The organism is Psychrobacillus soli, assembly GCF_006861775.1.
Classification (GTDB): Bacteria; Bacillota; Bacilli; order Bacillales_A; family Planococcaceae; genus Psychrobacillus; species Psychrobacillus soli.
In genome coordinates, this window is the sequence record NZ_VDGG01000023.1 from 1 (window position 1) to 23,424 (window position 23,424).

At 36.9% G+C, this 23,424-nt stretch carries 24 protein-coding genes and 1 pseudogene; 24 read left to right on the plus strand and 1 reads right to left on the minus strand.

Annotation, left to right across the window (positions count from 1 at the left end; translation table 11 throughout):
* The first annotated feature begins 332 nt into the window (after positions 1-332).
* The 23 genes and pseudogenes from FG383_RS11995 to FG383_RS12105 all read left to right on the plus strand — a co-directional run.
* The gene (locus FG383_RS11995) at positions 333-755 is read left to right on the plus strand and encodes a hypothetical protein (RefSeq protein ID WP_142607630.1); all 423 of its coding nucleotides are present in this window, start codon (positions 333-335) and stop codon (positions 753-755) included.
* A gap of 70 nt (positions 756-825) precedes the next feature.
* The gene (locus tag FG383_RS12000; protein WP_142607631.1) at positions 826-1,890 is read left to right on the plus strand and encodes a M24 family metallopeptidase; all 1,065 of its coding nucleotides are present in this window, start codon (positions 826-828) and stop codon (positions 1,888-1,890) included.
* A gap of 17 nt (positions 1,891-1,907) precedes the next feature.
* Positions 1,908-2,465 (plus strand): elongation factor P, encoded by a 558-nt coding sequence (gene efp, locus FG383_RS12005; RefSeq protein ID WP_142607632.1) that lies wholly within the window; start codon positions 1,908-1,910, stop codon positions 2,463-2,465.
* A 599-nt stretch (positions 2,466-3,064) separates the two neighbouring features.
* Positions 3,065-3,274: a SpoIIIAC/SpoIIIAD family protein gene (locus FG383_RS12010; protein WP_142607633.1), complete on the plus strand. Its 210-nt coding sequence runs from the start codon at positions 3,065-3,067 to the stop codon at positions 3,272-3,274.
* Positions 3,275-3,277: 3 nt separating this feature from the next.
* Entirely contained in the window at positions 3,278-3,661 is a 384-nt protein-coding gene (locus tag FG383_RS12015) for a hypothetical protein (RefSeq protein ID WP_142607634.1), read from the plus strand.
* Positions 3,662-3,676: 15 nt separating this feature from the next.
* On the plus strand, positions 3,677-4,591 hold the full coding sequence (locus FG383_RS12020; RefSeq protein WP_142607635.1) for a stage III sporulation protein AE: 915 nt from the start codon (positions 3,677-3,679) through the stop codon (positions 4,589-4,591).
* Between the two features lie 291 nt (positions 4,592-4,882).
* Positions 4,883-5,227 carry a hypothetical protein gene (locus FG383_RS12025; protein WP_142607636.1) on the plus strand — a complete coding sequence of 115 codons (345 nt, stop codon included), beginning with the start codon at positions 4,883-4,885 and terminating at the stop codon, positions 5,225-5,227.
* Position 5,228: 1 nt separating this feature from the next.
* On the plus strand, positions 5,229-5,762 hold the full coding sequence (locus FG383_RS12030; protein WP_142607637.1) for a SpoIIIAH-like family protein: 534 nt from the start codon (positions 5,229-5,231) through the stop codon (positions 5,760-5,762).
* Between the two features lie 136 nt (positions 5,763-5,898).
* Entirely contained in the window at positions 5,899-6,396 is a 498-nt protein-coding gene (accB, locus tag FG383_RS12035) for an acetyl-CoA carboxylase biotin carboxyl carrier protein (RefSeq protein ID WP_142607638.1), read from the plus strand.
* A gap of 33 nt (positions 6,397-6,429) precedes the next feature.
* A complete protein-coding gene (gene accC, locus FG383_RS12040; protein WP_142607639.1) occupies positions 6,430-7,779 on the plus strand; it encodes an acetyl-CoA carboxylase biotin carboxylase subunit in 1,350 nt (449 codons plus the stop codon).
* 14 nt (positions 7,780-7,793) lie between these two features.
* Positions 7,794-8,186 carry an Asp23/Gls24 family envelope stress response protein gene (locus FG383_RS12045; protein ID WP_142607640.1) on the plus strand — a complete coding sequence of 131 codons (393 nt, stop codon included), beginning with the start codon at positions 7,794-7,796 and terminating at the stop codon, positions 8,184-8,186.
* 120 nt (positions 8,187-8,306) lie between these two features.
* On the plus strand, positions 8,307-8,684 hold the full coding sequence (nusB, locus tag FG383_RS12050; RefSeq protein ID WP_142607641.1) for a transcription antitermination factor NusB: 378 nt from the start codon (positions 8,307-8,309) through the stop codon (positions 8,682-8,684).
* Between the two features lie 27 nt (positions 8,685-8,711).
* Complete coding sequence (folD, locus tag FG383_RS12055; RefSeq protein ID WP_142607642.1) at positions 8,712-9,566, plus strand: bifunctional methylenetetrahydrofolate dehydrogenase/methenyltetrahydrofolate cyclohydrolase FolD; 855 nt, start codon at positions 8,712-8,714, stop codon at positions 9,564-9,566.
* Positions 9,567-9,638: 72 nt separating this feature from the next.
* Complete coding sequence (gene xseA / locus FG383_RS12060; RefSeq protein WP_142607643.1) at positions 9,639-10,991, plus strand: exodeoxyribonuclease VII large subunit; 1,353 nt, start codon at positions 9,639-9,641, stop codon at positions 10,989-10,991.
* A 5-nt stretch (positions 10,992-10,996) separates the two neighbouring features.
* Positions 10,997-11,218: an exodeoxyribonuclease VII small subunit gene (gene xseB / locus FG383_RS12065; RefSeq protein ID WP_142607644.1), complete on the plus strand. Its 222-nt coding sequence runs from the start codon at positions 10,997-10,999 to the stop codon at positions 11,216-11,218.
* Positions 11,211-12,095: a polyprenyl synthetase family protein gene (locus FG383_RS12070; RefSeq protein WP_142607645.1), complete on the plus strand. Its 885-nt coding sequence runs from the start codon at positions 11,211-11,213 to the stop codon at positions 12,093-12,095. Before xseB ends, FG383_RS12070 begins: the two co-directional genes overlap by 8 nt.
* Before the next feature lie 89 nt (positions 12,096-12,184).
* Complete coding sequence (gene dxs / locus FG383_RS12075; protein WP_142607646.1) at positions 12,185-14,080, plus strand: 1-deoxy-D-xylulose-5-phosphate synthase; 1,896 nt, start codon at positions 12,185-12,187, stop codon at positions 14,078-14,080.
* The gene (locus FG383_RS12080; RefSeq protein WP_142607647.1) at positions 14,077-14,895 is read left to right on the plus strand and encodes a TlyA family RNA methyltransferase; all 819 of its coding nucleotides are present in this window, start codon (positions 14,077-14,079) and stop codon (positions 14,893-14,895) included. Before dxs ends, FG383_RS12080 begins: the two co-directional genes overlap by 4 nt.
* Positions 14,896-14,994: 99 nt before the next feature.
* A complete protein-coding gene (gene ahrC, locus FG383_RS12085; protein WP_142607682.1) occupies positions 14,995-15,444 on the plus strand; it encodes a transcriptional regulator AhrC/ArgR in 450 nt (149 codons plus the stop codon).
* 144 nt (positions 15,445-15,588) lie between these two features.
* Positions 15,589-17,292: a DNA repair protein RecN gene (gene recN / locus FG383_RS12090; protein WP_142607648.1), complete on the plus strand. Its 1,704-nt coding sequence runs from the start codon at positions 15,589-15,591 to the stop codon at positions 17,290-17,292.
* A gap of 127 nt (positions 17,293-17,419) precedes the next feature.
* The gene (locus tag FG383_RS12095) at positions 17,420-18,376 is read left to right on the plus strand and encodes a SpoIVB peptidase S55 domain-containing protein (protein ID WP_142607649.1); all 957 of its coding nucleotides are present in this window, start codon (positions 17,420-17,422) and stop codon (positions 18,374-18,376) included.
* A 214-nt stretch (positions 18,377-18,590) separates the two neighbouring features.
* On the plus strand, positions 18,591-19,391 hold the full coding sequence (gene spo0A, locus FG383_RS12100) for a sporulation transcription factor Spo0A (RefSeq protein ID WP_425467645.1): 801 nt from the start codon (positions 18,591-18,593) through the stop codon (positions 19,389-19,391).
* A 237-nt stretch (positions 19,392-19,628) separates the two neighbouring features.
* Positions 19,629-19,964: pseudogene (locus tag FG383_RS12105) on the plus strand (sporulation initiation factor Spo0A C-terminal domain-containing protein); the annotation flags it as partial.
* Positions 19,965-20,340: 376 nt separating this feature from the next.
* Here FG383_RS12105 and FG383_RS12110 read toward each other — a convergent pair.
* Complete coding sequence (locus FG383_RS12110) at positions 20,341-21,549, minus strand: sugar diacid recognition domain-containing protein (protein ID WP_142607650.1); 1,209 nt, start codon at positions 21,547-21,549, stop codon at positions 20,341-20,343.
* A gap of 670 nt (positions 21,550-22,219) precedes the next feature.
* Here FG383_RS12110 and FG383_RS12115 point away from each other — a divergent pair.
* Entirely contained in the window at positions 22,220-23,386 is a 1,167-nt protein-coding gene (locus tag FG383_RS12115; protein WP_142607651.1) for an NAD(P)/FAD-dependent oxidoreductase, read from the plus strand.
* The last annotated feature ends 38 nt before the right edge of the window (positions 23,387-23,424 follow it).

The window sequence follows — 23,424 nt, forward strand, 5'->3', positions numbered from 1 at the left end:
CCCTAAGCCATTTATTGGAATCACCTAGACGAAATACTGCAGAAATTTTGTTTTTTGCGAGTGGATACTGATTAAGTAAGCGATCTCTATTGATTTTCGCTTCAGTCGGCAACTCCTGCCGTGGCCAACAGGATGTTGGTCACGAAGGCGTTGCCACACGATGTGGCGCCCTTACAGCGGATACTTCATCCAGCTCACTACCACGCAGTATCGCTATATTGCCCAACAATCTTTTATAGCTCCAGAGAACAAGCCACGAACACTTTTTATTTTGTTGTTTAAATAATCCTTTCAAAGCCTACACTAAAGTAAAAACGTTAAGGAGATTTAGTATGAAAGGTTTAGCGATCAGTACTGGTTTTGCAGCGGCAGTAGTTACAGTAATCATGTTTAAAATATTAGATTTTTTTCAATTTATCAAATGGGATCCAGTCGGTTTTTCAGATACTTTTAATGTTTTGAAGGATAGCAATGTGTTTATAAAATGGGGAATTTTGTTCCTCTTCGTATGGGCAGCTAGCATTGTTTTATACTACATTAGTCTGTTGTTTATGAAAATACCGGTAGCTATTACGAGCATCGCACTTGGGCTGCTAATAGCATTTGCACTGGAATGGATTATTCTAGATGCTAGTACAATCGAAAAAACGATAAAAAAAATGTCTATTCCCTTTATATGTATTGTTATCCTGGCTACGCGGTTTTTAATGGAATCTGCTATTTTCCATGCGCAAGATAAACCATTAAGCAAATGAAAATTTACCATCCTTATTTCGTATGATAAAATAATAGGCAGTGGTTATTTAGAAAACGAGATGAGGGGTAATAATGAAACTTGCTAAATTACGCAGAGCGTTAGAAGAAAAAGGGATTGACGCTTTATTAATTACAAATGGATACAATAGACACTATATGACAGGCTTTACTGGAACGGCTGGTGTTGCGATTGTTTCCAAAACCGACGCCGTTTTTATAACGGATTTCCGTTACACTGAACAAGCGGCAAGCCAGATACAAGATTTCCGTATTGTAAAACATGAGAAAACGTTAATCGAAGAAGTAGCAACTCAAGTTTCGGAAATGGGCATTCAATCATTAGGATTTGAAAAAGAGGATTTGACATACAGTAGCTTTGAATTGTATAAACAAGCTGTCAAAGCTGATTTAGTGCCACTAGCAGGATTAGTGGAAAAAATTCGCTTGATAAAGACCGACGAAGAGATTAGTATAATAAAGGCAGCTTGTCGTATTGCAGATGAGGCTTATGAGCATATCGTTACATACATAAAACCAGGAATGACAGAGCTTGAAGTGTCCAATGAGTTGGAATTTTTCATGCGCAAGCGTGGCGCAACTTCCTCTTCTTTTGATACAATCGTTGCTTCGGGAGTTCGTTCCGCGCTGCCACACGGTGTTGCATCGGATAAAGTGATTGAAGTTGGCGACTTTGTGACATTAGATTTTGGAGCCGTATACAATGGCTATATTTCTGATACGACACGAACAATTGCAGTTGGAGAGCCTAGCGAACAACTGAAGGAAATTTACCAAGTTGTTCTTGATTCACAATTACTTGCTTTAGAAAAAGTGAAACCGGGTATGACTGGTAAAGAAGCAGATGCAATTGCACGTGATTATATTGCTTCTAAAGGATACGGAGAAGCATTTGGGCATTCATTAGGGCATGGTATTGGTCTAGAGGTGCATGAAGGTCCTGGATTATCATTCCGTTCGGATATTGTGCTAGAACCAGGCATGGTCATTACGATTGAACCGGGTATATACTTGCCTAATATCGGTGGCGTACGAATTGAAGATGATGCACTTGTAACGGAAAATGGTTTAGAGAAGCTAACGCACTCGACAAAAGAACTATTAATACTATCTTAAAATTTGGAGGAAAATACATGATTTCAGTAAATGATTTTAAAACAGGCTTAACAATTTTAGTAGACGGTGTACTTTACCGCGTACTTGATTTCCAACATGTAAAACCAGGAAAAGGTGCAGCGTTTGTACGTTCTAAACTAAGAAACCTACGTAACGGATCAGTGAATGAGAAAACTTTCCGTGCTGGTGAAAAAGTAGAAAAAGCACAAATTGACAATAAAAAAATGCAATATTTATATGCAAGTGGGGATCAACATGTATTCATGGATACAGATTCTTACGAGCAATTAGAGCTAGGCGAAAAACAAATCGAGTACGAATTGAAATTCTTACGTGAAAACATGGAAATTCATGTAATTCAGTACCAAGGTGAAACACTTGGAGTAGAATTACCAAAATCAGTTGAATTAGAAGTAACAGAAACAGAACCAGGTATTAAAGGAGACACTTCTGGTGGTGGTTCTAAAACAGCAAAACTAGAAACAGGTTTAGTAGTAACTGTTCCATTATTCATCAACGTTGGAGATAAATTGATCATCAACACAGATGAAGGTTCATACGTTTCAAGAGCTTAAGATTAAAGCACAAGTAGCCTATCAGAGCATAAAAATAAGTAGCGGGTCTTTCCTCGATTTTATCGAGAGAAGGCTCGCTATTTTGTTTATGTTTAGGAAACTATAAAAATTAAGACATCTTGATAATTTTTTTCAAGTAACATAAGGTGGCATTCTTTACATTGTACGTGAGATAGAAATAATGCGTCGTAAAAAGCTTTATCAGGTGACGGCTGTGATTTTCGCTGCAGTCGGACGTTTTCCGCCGGGTGAGCGATGAGCCAGTACCGCCGCCTAAAGCGCAAATCAAAGGATATAACTTATTTATCAGTGTTGACCAGCTAAAAACAAAATTTTATATGGTTTTATCGAATATGTGCATCCAGTAAATGGATTAGGGCAACCAATTGATTATTGAAAGCAACCAGTTCTAATCGAAAAGCAATCAAATCAGCATGAGAGCAACCAAAATGTCGATGAAAGCAACCAATTCTTAAAATGCAAGTTTACTTGATGGGAAAGTATAGAGTTTTATTTGGAGAGTCTCACAATTTGCTATAATCTTTTTCATATTCTCGGATTTCCGTTCATATGTTATTCGTATGGAAGGGGGAGGCATTGTGGAACTTCACGATGTACTTCGAGTTGCGGGTATAGGCTTATTAATTGCTATTCTTCACTTGTTTTTCGAATCGACTGGTAAAAAAGAATTTGCTTTTTTCTTGTTTTTTGTTGGGTATATATATATGACAATCGAATTGTTGCGCTTATTAAGGTTATTTTTTTATGAGATTTCGTCATTTTTAGAATGGCTTCTTATGACGAGTTAACCAATGAGTGTATATGTTACGATTATTCTCGCATTTTGCTTACTGCTATTAGTAAAAGAAACGTATCCACGATTACATTCGATTATCTATACGATTTATGTTTTTCTTTTTTTAACGTATTTAGTGATGTCTATTGTAGTACCGTTTGTATCGCAGTATTTCTCCGTCGTTCCAGTTGCCCTACTACCCGTATTTAAATTACTCCTTTTTTCTGTGTTACTACTTTTTATCTCTCAAATTGTGGAAGAACTTCTTTTGGACTACGAATATACAAGCCTTGCAACAATGTTTACATTTACTACAAAAGCAATCATACTCCTCGCGTGGCTGCAACATATGAAGCAATTTTACGAAAAGTTTTTTTCTGTACTCGGATTACTTTCTTGAAGGAATGAACAGTGAATGATGGATGAAATGTTACAGACATTATTGCAGCCAGTGAAAGAAGTCATCCAAACATTTATGTATATTCTACTGTTTGGATTGGTGTTTGTTTGTTTAGAATGGTTGATACCAAAAAGTACACGACTATTTAAATTTTTGTTCATTATGATTATTTGTTTTTATTGTTTAGAACCCGCAATTCGAACATTAGATATGATTCAAGCTCTCTCCAATCAACTGGTCACGCTTTTTTTAGGAATGTATCCTTTATTAACGGCGGGAATAGCGATATCTGGGGGCGCGTTATTAATCACTCTATGGAATCCGATGGTGATGGTATTTGCTTCTTTTACGACGATATTAGCCGAAAAAGTGTTAATACCTTCCATCATGGCAGCATTCATTTTCGATATCATTACCCGAATTCATCCGGCTACTTCTTTTTCGAAAATGTCGGACCTCATTCGGATGACACTAGTTGGGACTACCTCTATTATTTTAGTTTTATATAGTTTTTTTATGACTGTTAACGGGGTCTTCACATGGTCGGTCAGTGGTGCGGTTAGCGAATCAGCAAAACGACTAATCGCGAATAATATTCCATTTGTCGGATCTCTTTTAACAGAAAGTATTAGTACGATGAAAAGTTACTCATCTTCTGCTTCGGTTGTTACAGGTAATGCAGTGCTTTTTTCTGTATTAATCTTAGTATCGATACCGACGATTCAAACGATTTTAATCGCTTTTTTATACCGATTATTAGGAGCTATACTTGATCCTTTTATCGATGGCAATATTAGTGGTTTACTAGATGATATTGGTAGAACATTGTTCGTATTGTCCATACTTTCCGTTTTAATTGCATTTGCTTTCTTTTTTACGATTATTTTAACGATGCTTTTTGCGAAATTACTCATAAGTGTGAAAGGATAAATAAAATCGTTTCCAGTTTCTTGTTTGGTCTCTTGCTGATTGCAGTCGTTGGGGAACTTCTTTCGATATTACTAGAAGGTTCAGGCAGTGAACGGATAGACTTTCTCGTAAAAATTGCGATAATCTTCTGGATCTTGTCCTTTCTCTTCATATAAATAGTTTGTCTTGCATAAAGTATTGTATCCATCATGAAAAGAAGGGTGAAGCGTTATAACATTCAAACAAAAGCCCACTTTTCGTTTTGTTGTCATAAGTATTGCTGTTCTCATCATCAGTCTACTTTTTTCAGAAATGTTCTTTTGGAATGATGGAAGTAATGATCAAGATACAAAACTAGCTCCCAAAACAACAGAAGATTTAGGCTACATATTGGAGAAAATCAGTGGGGTTGGTCGAGTGGAAGTCTATTTTCATTATAAAGAGAGCACTGAAAAAACAACGGAAAGTGAAGTATCATTTTTCCAGTGGACAAGTGACAGTAGGGGGGACAAGGAAGAACTGATTGGAATACTAGTAGTAGCGGAAGGAGCGAGGGATAAACGCGTACAAAATAAATTGATCAAGACCCTTTCATCTGTTTTGCAAATAGCTCCACATCGAATTGTGATACAAGAAATGGAAATGGAGGATAAATAATATGAATATAAAAAAGAGATCAGTATGGTTTTTAACTTTAATCAGTTTAGTAGCGGTAGTGACGGTTTTCTACTTATCGGATCGCCCATCCCCTTTTGATGGAATCGCCCTATTTTCCAATGACACTTTAGAGGATGTTGAATTAGTTGAAACATCCTCTACGAATGAAGAATCATTTGCTTCTCACAGTAATGAATTCGAAGAGATGAGAATGGAAGTGCAACAAAAACGAAGTCAACTTCGGGACACATTAACATCAAAAGTCGGTTCGAATGATTTTACTACAGAACAAAAAGATGCAGCGTTTAACGAAATTGAAGAATTAATTAAAATAGACTCCACAGAAGCGATGTTAGAGCTTGTCATTAAATCACTAGGTTATGATGATGCACTTGTACGCATCGAAGACAAGGATGTCTTAATAGATGTTGTTGCGAACGAACAATCTACTAAAAAAGCTTCGGATATCATTTACGCTGTAAAAAGAGAATGGCCACAAGCGTATAATGTCGAAGTAAAATTCAACGGATTATAAGAAAAAAGTGCCTTTTGTGGGCGCTTTTTTTCATTCTTTCACAAGATTTCCTACCTAGCTATTTCAAATTATCGTAAAAACGTCTAAAATGGGTAGAGTAAGTATTAATAATGTATATAAAAGGGAGATAAGTAACATGAAAATCCAAGAAATCAGAGAAATTATTAAATTGATTGATCAATCCTCATTGGACGAATTTTTATATGAATCAGATGGTACGAAAATTAAATTAAAAAAGAATGACAAAGGAACTGTGACAACAGTTGGACAAACATTCGAAAGCTCTTCTGTAGTGGAACAACCAAAAATTGTAGAAGTACAACCAGAGCCTGTAAGTGAAGTAAAGGAAGAAGTAGTTGTGACGGAAGTGAAACCAGTTACAGAAGATCACTCACTACATAAAATTACCTCTCCAATGGTTGGTACATTCTATCAATCCTCTTCCCCGGATACGGCAGCTTATGTAGAAGTAGGCAGTAAAATATCGACCGAGTCAATCGTTTGTATTGTTGAGGCGATGAAACTATTCAACGAAATTGAAGCAGAAGTAGAAGGCGAAATCGTAGAAATTCTTGTAAAAGACGGCCAATTAGTTGAATATGGTCAACCGTTGTTCCTCGTAAAAGGAATATAAATAAACAAAAGACGAGGAAAGGGGTTATAAAGAATGAAAAAAGTATTAATCGCCAATCGTGGTGAAATCGCCGTTCGTATCATCCGTGCGTGCAAAGAGTTAGGGATTGAAACGGTCGCAGTATACTCTGAGGCAGATCGCGAAGCCCTTCATGTCCAAATTGCAGATGAAGCATATTGTATCGGACCAAGATTATCAAAAGATTCGTATTTAAACTTTTCGAATATTATTAGCGTAGCGAAACTAACTGGTTGTGAAGGAATTCATCCTGGTTATGGATTTTTAGCAGAGAATGCTGAATTCGCAGAGCTTTGTGAAGAATGCGATATTAAATTTATCGGACCAACTTCTGGAGCGATTAGAAGTATGGGTATTAAAGACGTTGCAAAAGAAACAATGCAAAAAGCAGGTGTTCCAATAGTTCCGGGGTCAAAAGGAATTGTGGAAACAGAAGAAGATGCACTAAATATAGCGAGAGAAATCGGATTCCCCGTTATCATTAAAGCAACTGCTGGCGGAGGCGGTAAAGGAATTCGCGTTGCAAAAGATGAAGAAGACCTTATTAATGGGATTAAAATTACGCAAAAAGAAGCGGCTGCAGCATTTGGTAACCCAGGTGTATACTTAGAAAAATACATCGAAGTATTTCGCCATGTAGAGATTCAAGTACTTGCAGACGGATATGGCAACGCAATTCACCTTGGTGAACGTGATTGCTCTGTTCAACGACGTATGCAAAAGCTGGTAGAAGAAGCGCCCTCTCCGGCATTATCAGAAGAACTTCGTGCGGAAATGGGAGAAGCTGCTGTAAAAGCAGCACTTGCAGTAGGTTATGAAAGTGCTGGTACGGTAGAATTTATTTTCGATCACATCAATCAGAAATTCTACTTCATGGAAATGAATACACGTATTCAAGTAGAACACCCTGTAACGGAAATGATTACTGGGATAGATTTGATCAAACAAATGCTTCTCATTGCGTCTGGAGAAAAATTACCATACGAACAAAAAGATATTAAATTTAATGGGTGGGCAATAGAATGCCGTATCAATGCAGAAAATCCTGCGAAAAACTTTATGCCTTCTCCAGGGCTAGTAGAATTTTACTTGCCACCGGGTGGTCTAGGTGTCCGTGTGGACTCTGCAGTTTATCCAGGGTATAACATTCCACCATTCTATGATTCCATGGTAGCAAAACTAATTACGTACGGGGAAACACGAGAAGAAGCAATTGCTAAGATGAAACGTGCTCTTTCCGAATTTGCAATAGAAGGAGTAGAAACTACGATTGCTTTTCATGAAAAGCTCATGAATCATGAAGTGTTTGTATCTGGAGATTTTGATACGAAGTTTTTAGAGAAATACGATGTAATGAATTCATAAAAGGAGTGTTCTAAATGACAGAAACTAACGAACAAAAGTTTGTTCAAATGACTCCTGAAGGAAAAGAAAGCTTAGGAACAATTGAAATTGCTCCTGAAGTAATTACAGTAATTGCAGGTATTGCAACAAACGAAGTAGAAGGAATTGCTGGAACTCGCGGTAATTTTGCTGCTGGTGTTGTTGAACGACTTGGAAAAAAAGTCCATGGCAAAGGGATTAAAACAGAAATCACGAACGATGGATTGTTTATCGATGTCTATTGCTTAGTGAAATATGGCATTTCTGTACCTACTGTTGCAAGAGAAGTACAGTCACAAATCCGCCAAGCAATCGAGAATATGACGAGTCTTTCCCCGAAAGAAGTAAATGTTCATATTACCGGTGTGCAATTTGAAACAGCAGAATAATAAGAAAAGAGTCACCCCTCTGGTGGCTCTTTTCATTTTTTCTTTCTTCTCCTACGCATTATGGGGGGAAATATGCTATTATTGTTCTTTAGATAGCTACATTTAAAGGAGAACTTATTCATGAAACGAAGACAAGCAAGAGAGCTAGCATTGCAAGCACTATTTCAGTTAGACAATCACGAGATTTCCATAGAAGAGGCCATTGGGCATGTTACAGAGAAACAAGACCCATTTTTAACGCAATTAGTAACCGGTACGCTTGCGCATAAAGAAGAGATTGACGCTTCTTTAGTAGACAAATTAGAGAACTGGTCACTTGCTAGATTACCTAAAATAGAACGAACAGTTCTTCGTATAGCTGTATACGAATTATTATATACAGAGGAAACACCAGGAAAAGTAGTCATTAATGAAGCGTTGGAAATTTGCAAAGTTTTCGGTGATGAAAAGTCAAGTCGTTTCGTAAATGGTGTATTATCCAAATATAAAGTGCAATAATCTATATAAAATGAAGGAGCGTTAAACGTGTCAAATAATAAAATTGATGGCAAGCAAATTGCAAGTCAAGTAACAGAAAAAGTTCAAGAACGAGTAGAGCGTTTAAAAGAACAAGGTGTCACACCTGGATTAGCAGTTGTTTTAGTTGGAAATAATCCAGCTTCCCAAACATATGTTAACAACAAAACGAAGACATGTGAAAGACTGGGCATGCATTCTGTCATGATTGAACTAGAAGAAAATATTACAGAACAAGAACTACTAAAACATGTAGAAACGTTAAATAATGATAAAAAAATCCATGGTATTTTAGTACAGTTACCTTTACCGAAACAAATAGATGAAGATCGCGTTATTGCAGCTATTTCTCCTCTTAAAGACGTAGACGGTTTTCATCCAGAAAGCGTTGGTAAAATGATGATTGGTCAACCAACATTCCTTTCTTGTACGCCGTTCGGTATTATGAAACTTCTAGAATACAGTGATGTAGAAATAGCAGGAAAACATGCTGTAATTATTGGGAGAAGTAATATTGTTGGTAAACCGATGGGGCAACTATTATTACAAAAAGATGCAACCGTAACGTATTGCCATTCCAAAACGAAAGATTTACATACATTTACAAAGCAAGCGGATATTTTAGTAGTTGCTACAGGTCGTGCGAAAATGATTGATGCAAGCTTCATTAAAGAAGGCGCAGTTGTGATCGACGTTGGTATTAATCGTGATGAACACAATAAGCTTTGTGGCGACGTTGATTTTGCATCTGCACAAGCAGTTGCTTCTAAAATCACGCCAGTACCGGGCGGGGTAGGCCCAATGACGATTGCTATGCTAATGGAAAACACATGCTTAGCGGCGGAAAATACCCTTATCAACTAATAATGCTAAAAGCTGTTTTTCTACAGAAAGACAGCTTTTACCTTGCCAATAGTCTGAGGAGTTGTTTCGTTCGTGACATCACATACATACTTAACTGTAAAAGCGTTAACTAAGTACATAAAAAGAAAATTTGATGCAGATACGCACTTGCGTGATGTGTACGTAAAAGGGGAGCTTTCCAATGTGAAAGTCCACTCAAGCGGGCATATTTATTTTACGTTGAAGGACGAGGCGGCAAGGGTCACATCCGTCATGTTTGCGATGAATGCCAGAGCGCTCAAATTCACTCCGGAGAGTGGGATGAATGTACTTGTTCGTGGAGATATTAACGTATTTGAAGCAGCAGGACAATATCAACTTTACGCATCTAGTATACAACCGGACGGCATTGGAGAACTTTTCCTCGCTTTTGAACAATTAAAAAAGAAATTAGAACAAGAAGGATTATTTCACCCAAGCCGCAAAAAAGAAATTCCGGCATTCCCTAAAAAAATCGGGGTCGTTACTTCGAAAACTGGTGCAGCAATACGTGATATATTAACCACTTTAGAACGCAGGTATCCGATTAGCGAAGTAGTTGTGTTTCCGAGTATTGTACAAGGTCCCCAAGCGGCACCTTCGATTGTCAAATCGATTGAGCAAGCAAATAGTTTACGTTCCATAGACGTACTCATTGTTGGACGAGGTGGAGGATCCATTGAAGATTTGTGGGCATTCAACGAAGAAATAGTAGCAAGGGCAATTGCAAATAGTGAGATACCAATCATTAGTGCTGTTGGACATGAGACGGATACGACGATTGCGGATTTCGTTTCTGACTTGCGTGCCCCTACCCCAACTGCCGCTGCAGAAATGGCTGTTCCAAGTAAAGAAAATTTAATGAAGAACATTTTATCCTATCAATCGGCTTGTTTACATTTTGTATCCAAAAAACTAACGGATGAGAAAAATAGATATAAGCGTGCGATTGAATCTCCCGTGCTTGCAACTCCTGAAAAGTTATATCGTCCTTTTATAGAGAGATATGTCCGCGCGGAGCAGCAATTACAAAGAGAAACAAATCGTTTGTACCGAGATAAGTGGCTTCATTTCGGTCAAATGCAAAATAGATTGATGCAACTTTCTCCCCAAAAGCTAATAGACCAGCATTATAAATCAGTACAATCTATTACAAACCAACTGAACCAAGTGGCCTTTTCAACTTATGAAAAGCATCAACAACAATTTATTGGATCTATTCGCACGTTAGAAGCATTAAATCCATTAAAAATCATGGATCGTGGATATAGTATTACGTATAAAGATGGAAAACTCGTGAAATCAGTCAACGATGTTAGGCTAGGCGATTCTATCGTTGTCACACTATCAGATGGTCGTGTCGAAGCGATCGTAGAGCAGGTAGAAGTGAAAGAGAAAGGGGACTAAAATTCATGACAAAAAAAGAAATACCATTCGATGAAGCAATGCTACAATTGGAAAATATCGTTCGCCAACTGGAACAAGGGGATGTACCACTAGAAAACGCTATAGAATTGTATCAAAAAGGCATGGAGCTTTCGAAACTTTGTAGTGAAAAATTACAAAGTGCAGAAAAGCAATTAGTCTCTTTCATGGGAGAAAAGACAGAAGAAGTTGGTAATGCAAATGAGTAATGAATTACAAGCTTTCATCCAAACCAATCAGCCGATTATTGAACAAAAACTTGCCGAGTTAATACAAGAAATTCATGCCCCTAAAAAGTTAAAAGAAGCGATGGCATACTCGCTTCAAGCAGGTGGGAAAAGAATTAGACCATTGTTTACACTTGCAGTATTAGAAGAACTGAACATAAAAAGTGAAGACGCAACAATTGTGGCTTGCACGATTGAAATGATTCATACGTATTCCCTTGTTCATGACGATCTTCCAGCAATGGATGATGACGATCTTCGACGAGGAAAACCAACAAATCATGTAGTTTTTGGAGAAGCACTTGCTATTTTAGCAGGGGATGCACTTCTGACACTTGCGTTTGGAATAGTAGCACGACTTCCTGAATTAACAGCAGAACAGAAAATACAATTGATCGAACGACTAAGCTATGCCGCAGGAGCGGAAGGGATGGTTGGTGGACAAGTACTAGATATATTAGGTGAAGGCAAATCGTTGACACTTGATGAACTAGAAAAAGTTCATATAAATAAAACAGGGGCACTTCTTTCCTATAGCATATTAGCCGGTGGAATTATAGCAAATGCTTCGGAAGAAATTATGAAAGCGTTACAAACTTATGCATTTCATATAGGTTTGGCATTTCAAATTCAAGATGATATTTTAGACATCGAAGGAACTTCAGAGCAACTTGGAAAAACCGCTGGAAAAGATGTATTAAGTGAAAAAAATACATATCCTTCAATCTTAACGCTAGCCGGTGCGAAAGAGCAGTTGCAAAAACAGTATGAATCAGCGATAGGCGCATTAAAAGAAGTGAATATGCATGAAGGTCTTCTTGTAGAATTTGCTAATTATATTACAAAAAGGTCGAACTGACAGCGTAAAACTTTGTTTTAATGCCGTTTATTGATATTATATTAACTAGTTGTAAAGAAGGAAATCAAAAAAGAAGGTGTGTGATGGCAATGGATTTAACTTCAATTTCTAGCCCATCCTTTTTAAAAAGTTTAGATAATGAACAATTAAAGGAATTAAGTGAAGATATTCGATCGTTTTTAATAGAGAAATTATCTGTAACGGGTGGTCATATTGGACCGAATCTAGGCGTTGTCGAATTGACAATTGCACTTCATAAATCGTTTAACAGTCCAGAAGATAAATTTCTTTGGGATGTTGGGCATCAAGCATATGTGCATAAAATTTTAACAGGACGAGCGGATCAGTTTGATACACTACGTCAATTTAAAGGGCTTTGTGGTTTTCCTAAAAGAATTGAAAGCGAACATGATGTGTGGGAAGCAGGGCATAGCTCCACATCCCTTTCTGCTGCAATGGGAATGGCGAAAGCGCGTGATCTCCAAAACAAAAAGAACTACGTCGTACCGATTATTGGAGACGGAGCGTTAACAGGCGGAATGGCATTAGAGGCGCTCAATCATATTGGACATGAAAAAACAGATATGATTGTTATTTTAAATGATAACGAAATGTCCATCGCTCCGAACGTAGGCGCGTTGCATAATGTGTTAGGAAAACTACGTACACATGGTACGTACAATAAAGCAAAAGATGAATTAGAATATTTACTAAAAAAAATTCCCGCAGTTGGTGGGAAACTTGCAGGAACTGCGGAGCGAGTAAAAGATAGCTTAAAATACTTACTTGTGTCTGGTGTTTTCTTTGAAGAAATGGGCTTCACATACCTAGGTCCAATTGATGGGCATAGTTTCGAAGCATTAGAAGAGAACTTAAAAAATGCGAAGAAAATGAGAGGACCTGTTCTCCTTCATGTCATTACAAAAAAAGGAAAAGGTTATAAACCTGCCGAACAAGATAAAATTGGTACTTGGCATGGAACTGGTCCATATAAAATGGAAACAGGCGCTTTTGTTAAATCAGTAACTAAAGCACCGTCTTGGAGTGGACTGGTCGCAGAAACTGCACGTAAGTTAGCGCGTACAGATAAGCGCATTGTTGCGATTACACCTGCTATGCCAGTTGGTTCTAAACTAGAAGGATTTGCTTCTGAGTTTCCAAATCGGATGTTTGACGTTGGGATTGCGGAGCAACATGCGACAACAATGGCAGCTGGAATGGCAGCAGATGGGATGAAACCATTTTTAGTTATTTACTCGACGTTTCTTCAAAGGGCATATGATCAAGTGCTTCATGATATTTGCCGACAAAACTTGAATGTGGTAATCGGTATTGACAGATCTGGACTAGTGGGAGCAGATGGTGAAACGCATCAAGGTGTATACGACATTTCTTTTTTACGTCATATGCCAAACATGGTCATTATGATGCCAAAAGATGAAAACGAAGGGCAACATATGGTGAAAACGGCATTTGAATATTCAGACGGTCCGATTGCACTTCGTTATCCAAGAGGAAACGGATTAGGCGTGCCAATGGATGAGAACTTAAAAACAATTCCTATTGGTTCATGGGAAGTAATAAAAGATGGTACACAAGCTGTCATTTTAACGTTTGGAACGACGATTCCAATGGCTATGAAGGCAGCAGAACAATTGACAGAAGCGAATATTTCGGTCGAAGTCGTGAATGCGCGGTTTATTAAACCACTAGATGAACAGATGCTTCGAAGCTTGCAAGAGCGAAATATTCCTATTATTACAGTGGAAGAAAGTGCGCTTCAAGGTGGTTTCGGTAGTGCTGTTCTCGAGTTTTTCAACGAGGAAAATCTGCAAGCGAACGTAAAACGAATTGGAATTCCGGACGTATTTATCGAACATGGCGATGTTAGTCAATTATTAGAGGAAATTCATATTACGACAGAAGATATCGTAAAGCTAGTAAAGACTTCTGTAAATGAAGGTTCTAGGTATATTTCGTCATGACAAAAGTACCGAAAGAGCGTGTAGATATACTATTAGTAGAACAAGGTTTATTTGAAACGAGAGAAAAAGCAAAGCGTGCTATCATGGCAGGGCTTATCTATAGCAAAGAAGAACGCGTGGATAAACCAGGAGAAAAAATAGGAATCGATTCTGTTTTAACCGTGAAGGGTCAAGTATTGAAATATGTAAGCAGAGGTGGGCTAAAGCTAGAGAAGGCATTAGAACAGTTCGATCTTACCGTTCAAGACAAGATAATGTTAGATATCGGTTCCTCAACTGGTGGATTCACAGATTGTGGATTACAAAATGGTGTAAAGCATGCATACGCACTAGATGTGGGAAGCAATCAATTAGCATGGAAAATTCGTCAAGATCCGCGTGTAACTGTAATGGAGAAAACGAATTTCAGATATTCGACTCCTGCTGATTTTGGTGAAGGTCTACCATCGTTTGCCTCGATTGATGTATCATTTATTTCTTTAAAACTAATTTTTCCAACGTTAAAAACCATTTTGGTTCCAAATGGTGATGTAATTGCACTTGTAAAACCACAGTTTGAAGCAGGGAAAGATCGTGTTGGGAAAAAAGGTATTGTAAGAGATGCCAGTGTACATGTAGACGTATTAAATGATATTGCTAATTTTGCGGAAAACAATCATTACCAATTGATAAATGCCTCCTACTCGCCGATTACTGGTGGGGAAGGGAATATCGAGTTTCTGTTTCATTTAAAAAGTGTAAACGAGGGACAAGTTATCCCACATGAAATAGATTTTACAAAACTCGTCAGTGTTGCACATAATTCCCTCAAATAATTCGCGACTCTACAAGAGAGTCGCGTTTTTTCTTGTGACTTTTAAGGTGAAGTGCTAATGTATAAAGTAACTAGTATAAATATACAATGGGGTGACCGCATGAATAAAGGACAAAGGCATATACGTATTCGTGATATTATTGCCAATAACGAAATAGAAACACAAGACGATTTAGTCGACTTTTTAAAAAATACGGGATATAACGTAACGCAAGCTACAGTCTCTAGAGATATAAAAGAATTACATTTAGTGAAAGTTCCATTACCAAATGGTAACTATAAGTACAGTCTTCCAGCAGACCAAAGATTTAATCCAACCCAAAAATTACGTCGTGCTTTAACCGATGCATTTGTAAGTATCGACGGGGCAAGCCATTTTTTAGTCATGAAAACTTTACCTGGTAATGCACACGCAATCGGTTCATTAATCGATTATTTAGATTGGACAGAAATACTTGGGACGATTTGTGGGGATGACACCTGTTTAATCTTATGTCGAGAACAAACGGACAGTGAAATCGTTAAAAACCGACTCTTAGAGATGCTTTAACCTGGATCAGCAAAAATAAATGCTGATTCAAGTTAAGCCTATGGCGGATGTCACAGATTTTGAAAGGAGTTAATTGCGTTTGCGCAAATCAAAATCTGGACGCAATTACGCCGAGGTGTAATTGATAAAAAGAGGTGAAGATTGTTGTTAAAGGAATTATCCATTAAAAACTTTGCGATTATTGATGAACTAACCGTTAGTTTTGAAGAAGGGTTAACGGTATTAACGGGAGAAACTGGAGCAGGAAAGTCTATTATTATTGACGCTGTTCATTTATTATGCGGTGGAAGAGGTTCTCAAGAATTTATTCGTCATGGAGCAAAAAAAGCAGAATTAGAAGGATTATTTATCATTTCAAAACCAAAGCATGGTGTGTTCAAAAAAATGATAGATGTCGGGATCGACATAGACGAAGAGTCCATTATTTTAAGAAGAGATATTAATGATTCAGGTAAAAGTGTTTGTCGAGTGAACGGGAAACTTGTCACAATAGGTATTTTAAGAGAAATTGGCGCCTCGTTAATCGATATTCATGGCCAACATGAAAGTCAAGAACTGATGGATGACAAAGCGCATATCCATCTGTTAGACCAATTTGCGGGCGAAGATTTAAAACTCGTAAAAGAATCCTATAAAGAGCTATATACGCAATATAAAAAATGGAAAAAAGAACTTTCAACCTTAACAGAAAATGAACAACAAATCGCCCATAAAATCGACTTATATACATTTCAAGTAGAAGAAATAGAAGAGGCGAGTCTAGTCATTGGGGAAGAAGAACAGCTACAAGAAGAAAAAAAGAAGCTGCAAAATTTTCATAAAGTATTTGATAAAATGAGTAATGCATACGAATCCATTTTATCCGAATCAAGAGGACTAGATTATATCGGTACTGCAATGGCAGACCTACAAGATATAGCAGATATAGATAAAAACATGCAAGAACTAAGTGAAAATGTCTCCACTGCATTTTACATGTTACAAGACGCTGCATACCAATTAAAAAATGAATTAGATGAAATGGAATACGATAGCAATCAATTGCAACTTGTAGAAGATAGACTCGCTTTGCTCCAAACATTGAAAAGAAAATATGGTGCATCAATTGAAGAGATTCTACAATATAAGGAGCAAATCGAGCATAGCCTAGGACAACTAGTAAATAGAGATGAACAAATCCAAAAAATGGCAGAAAAAATAAATCAAATCGAAAAAGACTTAGAACTAGAAGCGAATGATTTAACGCATAAACGAAAAGTTGCTGCGAAACAATTAAGTAAAGCAATAATGGAGCAATTGCAAGAGCTTTACATGGAAAAGGCTACTTTTTCCGTTATGTTCCAAGATTCAGCGAAACCGACATATAATGAAAACGGGCTAGATGAGTTGTCTTTTTATATTTCCACCAATGTAGGAGAACCTCTAAAAGCACTAACGAAAATTGCTTCGGGTGGTGAGCTTTCTCGAATGATGCTTGCCCTTAAAAGTATTTTCTCCAAACATCAAGGTATTACGTCCATTATTTTTGATGAAGTAGATACAGGTGTAAGCGGGCGAGTAGCACAAGCCATTGCTGAAAAAATTTCCGGTATTGCTACTAATTCACAAGTATTATGTATTTCTCATTTACCGCAAGTCGCAGCAATGGCGGACCAACACTTGATGATTAAAAAAGTAGTTAACGGCAATCGTACATTTACGGTTCTAGAAGAAGTAATCGATGACAAACGTGCCGAGGAACTAAGTCGCATGATGTCTGGCGCCGAAATTACAAGCACGACATTCCAACATTCAAAAGAGCTGTTAAAATTAGCAAAAGATCGGAAAAAAATATTACGAAATGTGTGAAGACCTGTTCTTATAGGTCTTCATTTTTTTTACCAGACATAGCCGCCTGCGCTTTTCTTTATTATCAATTATTTACCTCACATAGAGTTCTTTCTGCGGGACATAGTATTTGTATAGGAGGTGAAATATGAAAAAAAACTATCGTAAATGGTCGCTAATGCCAATACTTTTCGCCGCATTATTCTTTGCGAGTAATCCTACTTTTGCACAGCAAACCTCTGTTGTTCCACTTGGTCAATCGATTCAAATTGATCTTCAATATGGTGCCGTTTTCCTCAGTCATGATGTTATGCTTACAGATGAAGAATGGTTACGGGCTGGTGATTCCATTCACCAAATAAACGACCAAACGATAACGAATGTAGAAGATGTAAAAAAGCACGTAAAAGATAAAGAACAAATTAGTATTCAGTATGAGCATAATAAAAAAATGCATACAAAAGAAATTACTTCCGAACAAACATTGAAACTTCTTCCATTTTTACGAGATGCGACAGAAGGAATTGGCACATTGACTTACTTTGACCCTGTTACAAAAGAATTTGGAGCACTCGGTCATCAAATTGTCGACCATACGACAGGAGTAACTCCGAAATTTTCGGAAGGATCCATTTATTTATCTTCCATTGAACAAATAAAGAAAAGTATCCCAGGTCAACCAGGCTATAAGATCACTTCCCATGAGGCAGATACATCGCCAATAGGTGGTGTCGATGAAAACAATGTATATGGCATATTTGGTAAATTAGAGGATAACGCTTTAGAAAATATCCCATTGCAACAAGTAGAAATTGCAGACGTAGAAACGATAATGACAGGTGAAGCAATTATGCGAACATCCATCGATGGTGAAAAAGTACAAGAATTTTCGATAAATATTTCTTCGGTCGATGGACATCTTTTTCAATTCACTGTTACGGATAAATCGCTTATACAAAAAACAGGCGGAATTTTACAAGGTATGAGTGGAAGTCCGATCATCCAAAAAAATAAGTTAATTGGTGTGGTCACACATATGTATGTAGACAAACCTAAAAATGGTGCCGCGCTTGCCATAACTGAAATGATGAAAAAAAATCCATGAATATGATTATGCAGGGTAGGCCGCAATTAGGTCTACCCTTTTTCATCCAGTAAAGATACAATGAATACATAGAGAAATCGACAAAATTGTCGAAACAATTATTTAAATATCGAAAAAGGTAGAAACTGTAATAGGAAAGACTTATTTTTAGCAAAAATAAAGGAAGTAGTCTAAAAATAGCGAATAGTACTAAAGTCAAAAAATACAAAGGTGGATGAGTATGATGGAGAAAATTAAAATAGCAATTGTAGACGACAATAGGGATTTACTTCGGACAATGGGATCTTATTTTGATCAACATCCAGAAATAGAAGTTATCGGTACCGCAAGTAACGGGAAACTTTGTTTGGAATTATTAGAAACACAAAAACCAGACGTCCTGTTACTAGATATTATTATGCCTCATCTAGATGGAATTGCAGTACTGGATAGCTTACAAAAAAATAACCAATTGAACGGTATTCAAATTATTATGCTAACTGCTTTTGGTCAAGAGGACGTAATGAAGCAGGCGGTCGATTTAGGAGCATCCTATTTTATGTTAAAGCCGTTTGAATTTGATCGTCTTGTTACACAAATAAAACAAGTTGCAGGCAAAAAAGAATTTGTCCAAGACATTCCCGCGAAGTCAAATCCAGAAAAAGAAGCAGCACAAAGTAAACGTCTGATTGATCACATCATAACAAATGTCATTAAAGAAATTGGCGTGCCTGCACATATTAAAGGCTATTCTTATTTACGCGAAGCAATTCAAATGGTTTATACGGATGTTGAGCTACTTGGTTCTATCACGAAAGTATTATATCCAGAAATCGCTAAAAAATTTCAAACAACTCCATCCCGTGTAGAGCGTGCCATTCGACATGCTATCGAAGTCGCATGGAACAGAGGAAACTACGAAACTATTTCGAAAATGTTTGGCTATACGGTACATCATCTTAAGTCAAAACCTACCAACTCAGAATTTATTGCGATGATCGCAGACAAAATTCGTATGGAGAATATGGCTAGTTAATCGTTGGTATTACTGGACTTATTATAAATTATAAACCTTAACCAACGAATTATTGATTCGCTGGTTTTTTTATGTTTTAGAAATTATAAAATCGATAGCATGTGGATTATTCTCTCCCCACTGTTTTACATTCAATCTTATATAGTATTTCTTGTAAATAAAAACTAATAAATGGTTGAATACGACAAACCGGCCGGCAGATGGTGTGCTTTATCCCTATACAGCCTATTATTCATCATAACAAACGTCATTAAAGAAATTGGCGTGCCTGCACATATTAAAGGCTACTCTTATTTACGCGAAGCAATTCAAATGGTTTATACGGATGTTGAGCTACTTGGTTCTATCACGAAAGTATTATATCCAGAAATCGCTAAAAAATTTCAAACAACTCCAGCCCGAGTAGAGCGTGCCATTCGACATGCTATCGAAGTTGCATGGAACAGAGGAAACTACGAGACTATTTCGAAAATGTTTGGCTATACGGTACATCATTTTAAGTAAAAACCTACCAATTCAGAATTTATTGCGATGATCGCAGATAAAATTCGTATGGAGAATATGGCTAGTTAATCGTTGGTATTACTGGACTTATTATAAATATTATCTATCAATTTATAATAAAATAACTGGAATACAACCCCTAAAATCTATACGATGCGACTATAAAAGCCAATGAATTGATTCATTGGCTTTTATTTAAAAAAAACATTGACATAGAATGAACAGTCAAAGCAGCTCATGAGATGGCAATGTTTAAAGTATTTATTAAAAATCTAAATTACAAGCAGTTAGGGGTGCTTTAAAATTCTATATGCATTGAACAGTTGATAATGGCATCTCTTACTATAATCACGTAAGCAATTCTTTTTTTCAGGTGCAAGATCAATGTAAACAAAATACTTTTCTGTTGATATAAATAACTTTATAAAAATAGGCTTAATAAAAATTATAAGCCTTTACTAGAAAAACTGTTACTTTGTCTTTTTTTTACAGTAATATATAGGAGCAGACAATGATCAAAGTTATTTAAGTCTAATTTTGTTAATTCATGAATCTTTTCTAATCGATAAATTAAAGAGTTTCGATGAATATACAGATGGCGTGCGGCTTCACTTACATTCATTTTGCATGTACAATACACGAGAAAGGTAGAAGACAGCGTTTCATAGTTTTCATGTTCCATCAAGCAACTGAACTTTTCATTTAATTCTTCAAAAGAGTTTGTTGACAAATCGTTTAGTAACATTTCGAACTTGATAGATAGGTCTTCATAATGAAATACATTGTCTTCACCCGAGATTTTCTTTCCAGCAGATAACGTTTTTAATGCGTTGTGGTAAGAATCTTTTACGCCTTTAATGCCAGTATGGAAATCACCAACTGCAATGATCGTAGACAATTGATATTTGCTTGCCAAATGTTGTGTTAGTTTTTTTGTTTTATCCCCGATTTCCTTCATGAAAGTTTCATATGTCTGATGACAAGGTACGGTTTTTAAAACGGTAAATTGATCAAAATGTAAGCTGCCTATTAAACTTTCTTGGTCTTCATGAAAGAGACGATGAAGATATTCTACTAATTCAACCTGAATTTGTTGCAATGTAGGTCGATCTACGTTATCAATCGACAGGGATTTAACCTCAATCATTATGCAAATACGGTTCAAACTTAGATTGAAGCCTAACATTTTACCATAGTCTATAATATATTCCATGCTGCTTGTACTTTTATCAAAATGTAGTATGTGGTGAATTAATGTGTTTAAATTGCTGGTTTCAATCGATTTCATTTCTTTTCGTAATGCTTCGTGGCAGACCATCTCTATATGATTTTTAACAAGTTGAATATAATTATAGGTTTCAGAGTCTTCCTCGACTTTTCCTACGATACCTACCGCCCCTAAAACCTCTCCATTTAGGATAATCGGGATTGCAACACCCGGAAAAATATTAGGTAAATTGGATACATCCTTTTCGCTATAGTAGGTTAACTCCTTTGTTTTTATAACGCCTTCCAGTAATTTATCGAATATTCCGAGTCGTTTTGGATCTGTTACACCGATTAGAATCCCATTTTCATCTGAGATACTTACAGGGTAACCGATGATCTTAGTTGTATCTTCTGAAATTTTTTGAGCAATTTGTTTTAAAATCAATCATTTTCATCCTTCCTCTATCAAAATATGCAAGTGGCAATCTGTCCATAACAGTTTTAGCTAAATTGGCTATTGTGGTATCGACCTAATGCTGCAGCAAATATAAGGTCCAAAGAACTCTTTATTTCAGGTACATTGTGCGACAAGTTAAATGGAAGTAGTCCGAAGTGAAGTCTGTTCAAATATAGGCGGCTAATGAACCTATTTCTACTAAATACAAATTCAAATATCTACTATTTGTGCAAGTTGCACTATAGCCAATAGTAAATCATTTTGATTTATTGTTCAATATAACCGTAGATATAGCCAGATATATCAACTAAAATTAGCTCTACAGAATATTTATTCAAACTATTTTAATAGTTTTGATTATTCTTAATTTCAAGAAGGAGGAAAATGGTTTACTATTACTGAAAAATTCTCATGCCTCATCTATTGGAGAATTAATGCTCTTTATATGTAAAAAAACAGCATAAGTAAATTAAGTGTGTTGAACTAAAGAATCCTTTCAAACCTAATTAGGCGCAAGGGGTTGCCAACGTTTATTTTATATAGGTATTCATATGTTCAACAATATAGATGAAAAAAGTTGTTCATTTCTCAAAAATGAAAGCGTTGTCAAACCATCAGAGTAACATGACACTATTTACTAGGTGAAGGGGAGAAGACTATGACTAAAAAATTTGATGTGATTATTGTTGGCGGGGGCATTATGGCAGGTAGTCTTGCGTACAACCTGATGAAAGATGGTTATACAGGGAGCATAGGTATTTTTGAAAAAGATCGAGCGTATGAATATTCTTCTACACCCCGAAGCGAAGGTGGCATTCGACAAACATTCAGTACGGAAGTCAATATTAAAATGAGTCAGTATAGTTATCGAGTCTACAAGAATTTTGAAGAAGAGATGGCGATTGACGGAGAGCCTTGCCACATCGATTTTCGACAAGATGGCTATTTGTATTTATTGAACGACAGAACACTTCCGATTTTTAAGGATATTATGAAGATTCAAGAAAGTCTTGGAGTTCAAGCCAACTTGATGGATCAGCGGGAAACGAAAGACTTTTTCCCGGAACTGAATGTAGAGGATTTGACCGGGGCGGTGTTCGATCCGGATGCAGGGAATGCGGACCCGTACTCCGTGTTACAAGGATATATCAAAAAAGCCAGGCAAATGGGCGTTACATTCATTTACGAAGAAGTCGACACAATCGTAACTGAGCAACAGAAAGTGAAAGGCGTTATAACGAAAAATGGAGAAATGTATCATGCTCCAATCGTTGTCAACGCAGCGGGTCCATGGTCAGGAGAGTTAAGTAAAAAAATAGACATTGATATTCCTGTTCAACCATTGCGGCGCCAATTGTTTTCAATAGATACGACAATGAAATTTCAAAATACGATTCCATTTACGTTTGATCCTACAGGATTACACTTCCGTGGAGAAAGGTCGAAGATTGTAGTGGGGTGGGCGAATGATGTGCCCTTTGGCTATGATTTCCGACTAGAAAAGTCTTTTTTTGAAGAAGAAATTTGGCCAGTATTGGCTCATAGATCCCTGAATTTTGAGCAATTAAAAGTCGATGGTGGTTGGGCAGGTCTCTACGATTATAATCCGGTAGATCATAACGCAATTATTGGCGGACACCCGTCGATGGCAGGCTACTACGTGATTAGCGGATTTAGTGGGCATGGATTCCAGCACGCACCTGCGGCCGGCAAGGGTCTTTCAGAATTAATTCGTTTAGGAAAATTCGAGACAATTGATATGTCTGCATTATCTGTTGAACGTTTCGCGACAAAAAATCTTGTGTTAGAAACGGCTGTATTTTAAGTAGCCGCAAATATACTCATTTAATGTGAAGAAAGAGG

Coding starts and splice junctions, on each gene's coding strand:
- FG383_RS12080 (WP_142607647.1), top strand. CDS start 14,077: ATGACAAAAGTACCGAAAGAGCGTGTAGATATACTATTAGTAGAACAA.
- FG383_RS12030 (WP_142607637.1), top strand. CDS start 5,229: ATGAATATAAAAAAGAGATCAGTATGGTTTTTAACTTTAATCAGTTTA.
- FG383_RS12115 (WP_142607651.1), top strand. CDS start 22,220: ATGACTAAAAAATTTGATGTGATTATTGTTGGCGGGGGCATTATGGCA.
- accB (WP_142607638.1), top strand. CDS start 5,899: ATGAAAATCCAAGAAATCAGAGAAATTATTAAATTGATTGATCAATCC.
- spo0A (WP_425467645.1), top strand. CDS start 18,591: ATGAGTATGATGGAGAAAATTAAAATAGCAATTGTAGACGACAATAGG.
- FG383_RS12015 (WP_142607634.1), top strand. CDS start 3,278: ATGAGTGTATATGTTACGATTATTCTCGCATTTTGCTTACTGCTATTA.
- xseB (WP_142607644.1), top strand. CDS start 10,997: ATGACAAAAAAAGAAATACCATTCGATGAAGCAATGCTACAATTGGAA.
- FG383_RS11995 (WP_142607630.1), top strand. CDS start 333: ATGAAAGGTTTAGCGATCAGTACTGGTTTTGCAGCGGCAGTAGTTACA.
- FG383_RS12095 (WP_142607649.1), top strand. CDS start 17,420: ATGAAAAAAAACTATCGTAAATGGTCGCTAATGCCAATACTTTTCGCC.
- FG383_RS12020 (WP_142607635.1), top strand. CDS start 3,677: ATGATGGATGAAATGTTACAGACATTATTGCAGCCAGTGAAAGAAGTC.
- efp (WP_142607632.1), top strand. CDS start 1,908: ATGATTTCAGTAAATGATTTTAAAACAGGCTTAACAATTTTAGTAGAC.
- ahrC (WP_142607682.1), top strand. CDS start 14,995: ATGAATAAAGGACAAAGGCATATACGTATTCGTGATATTATTGCCAAT.
- dxs (WP_142607646.1), top strand. CDS start 12,185: ATGGATTTAACTTCAATTTCTAGCCCATCCTTTTTAAAAAGTTTAGAT.
- nusB (WP_142607641.1), top strand. CDS start 8,307: ATGAAACGAAGACAAGCAAGAGAGCTAGCATTGCAAGCACTATTTCAG.
- FG383_RS12045 (WP_142607640.1), top strand. CDS start 7,794: ATGACAGAAACTAACGAACAAAAGTTTGTTCAAATGACTCCTGAAGGA.
- FG383_RS12025 (WP_142607636.1), top strand. CDS start 4,883: ATGTTCTTTTGGAATGATGGAAGTAATGATCAAGATACAAAACTAGCT.
- FG383_RS12070 (WP_142607645.1), top strand. CDS start 11,211: ATGAGTAATGAATTACAAGCTTTCATCCAAACCAATCAGCCGATTATT.
- accC (WP_142607639.1), top strand. CDS start 6,430: ATGAAAAAAGTATTAATCGCCAATCGTGGTGAAATCGCCGTTCGTATC.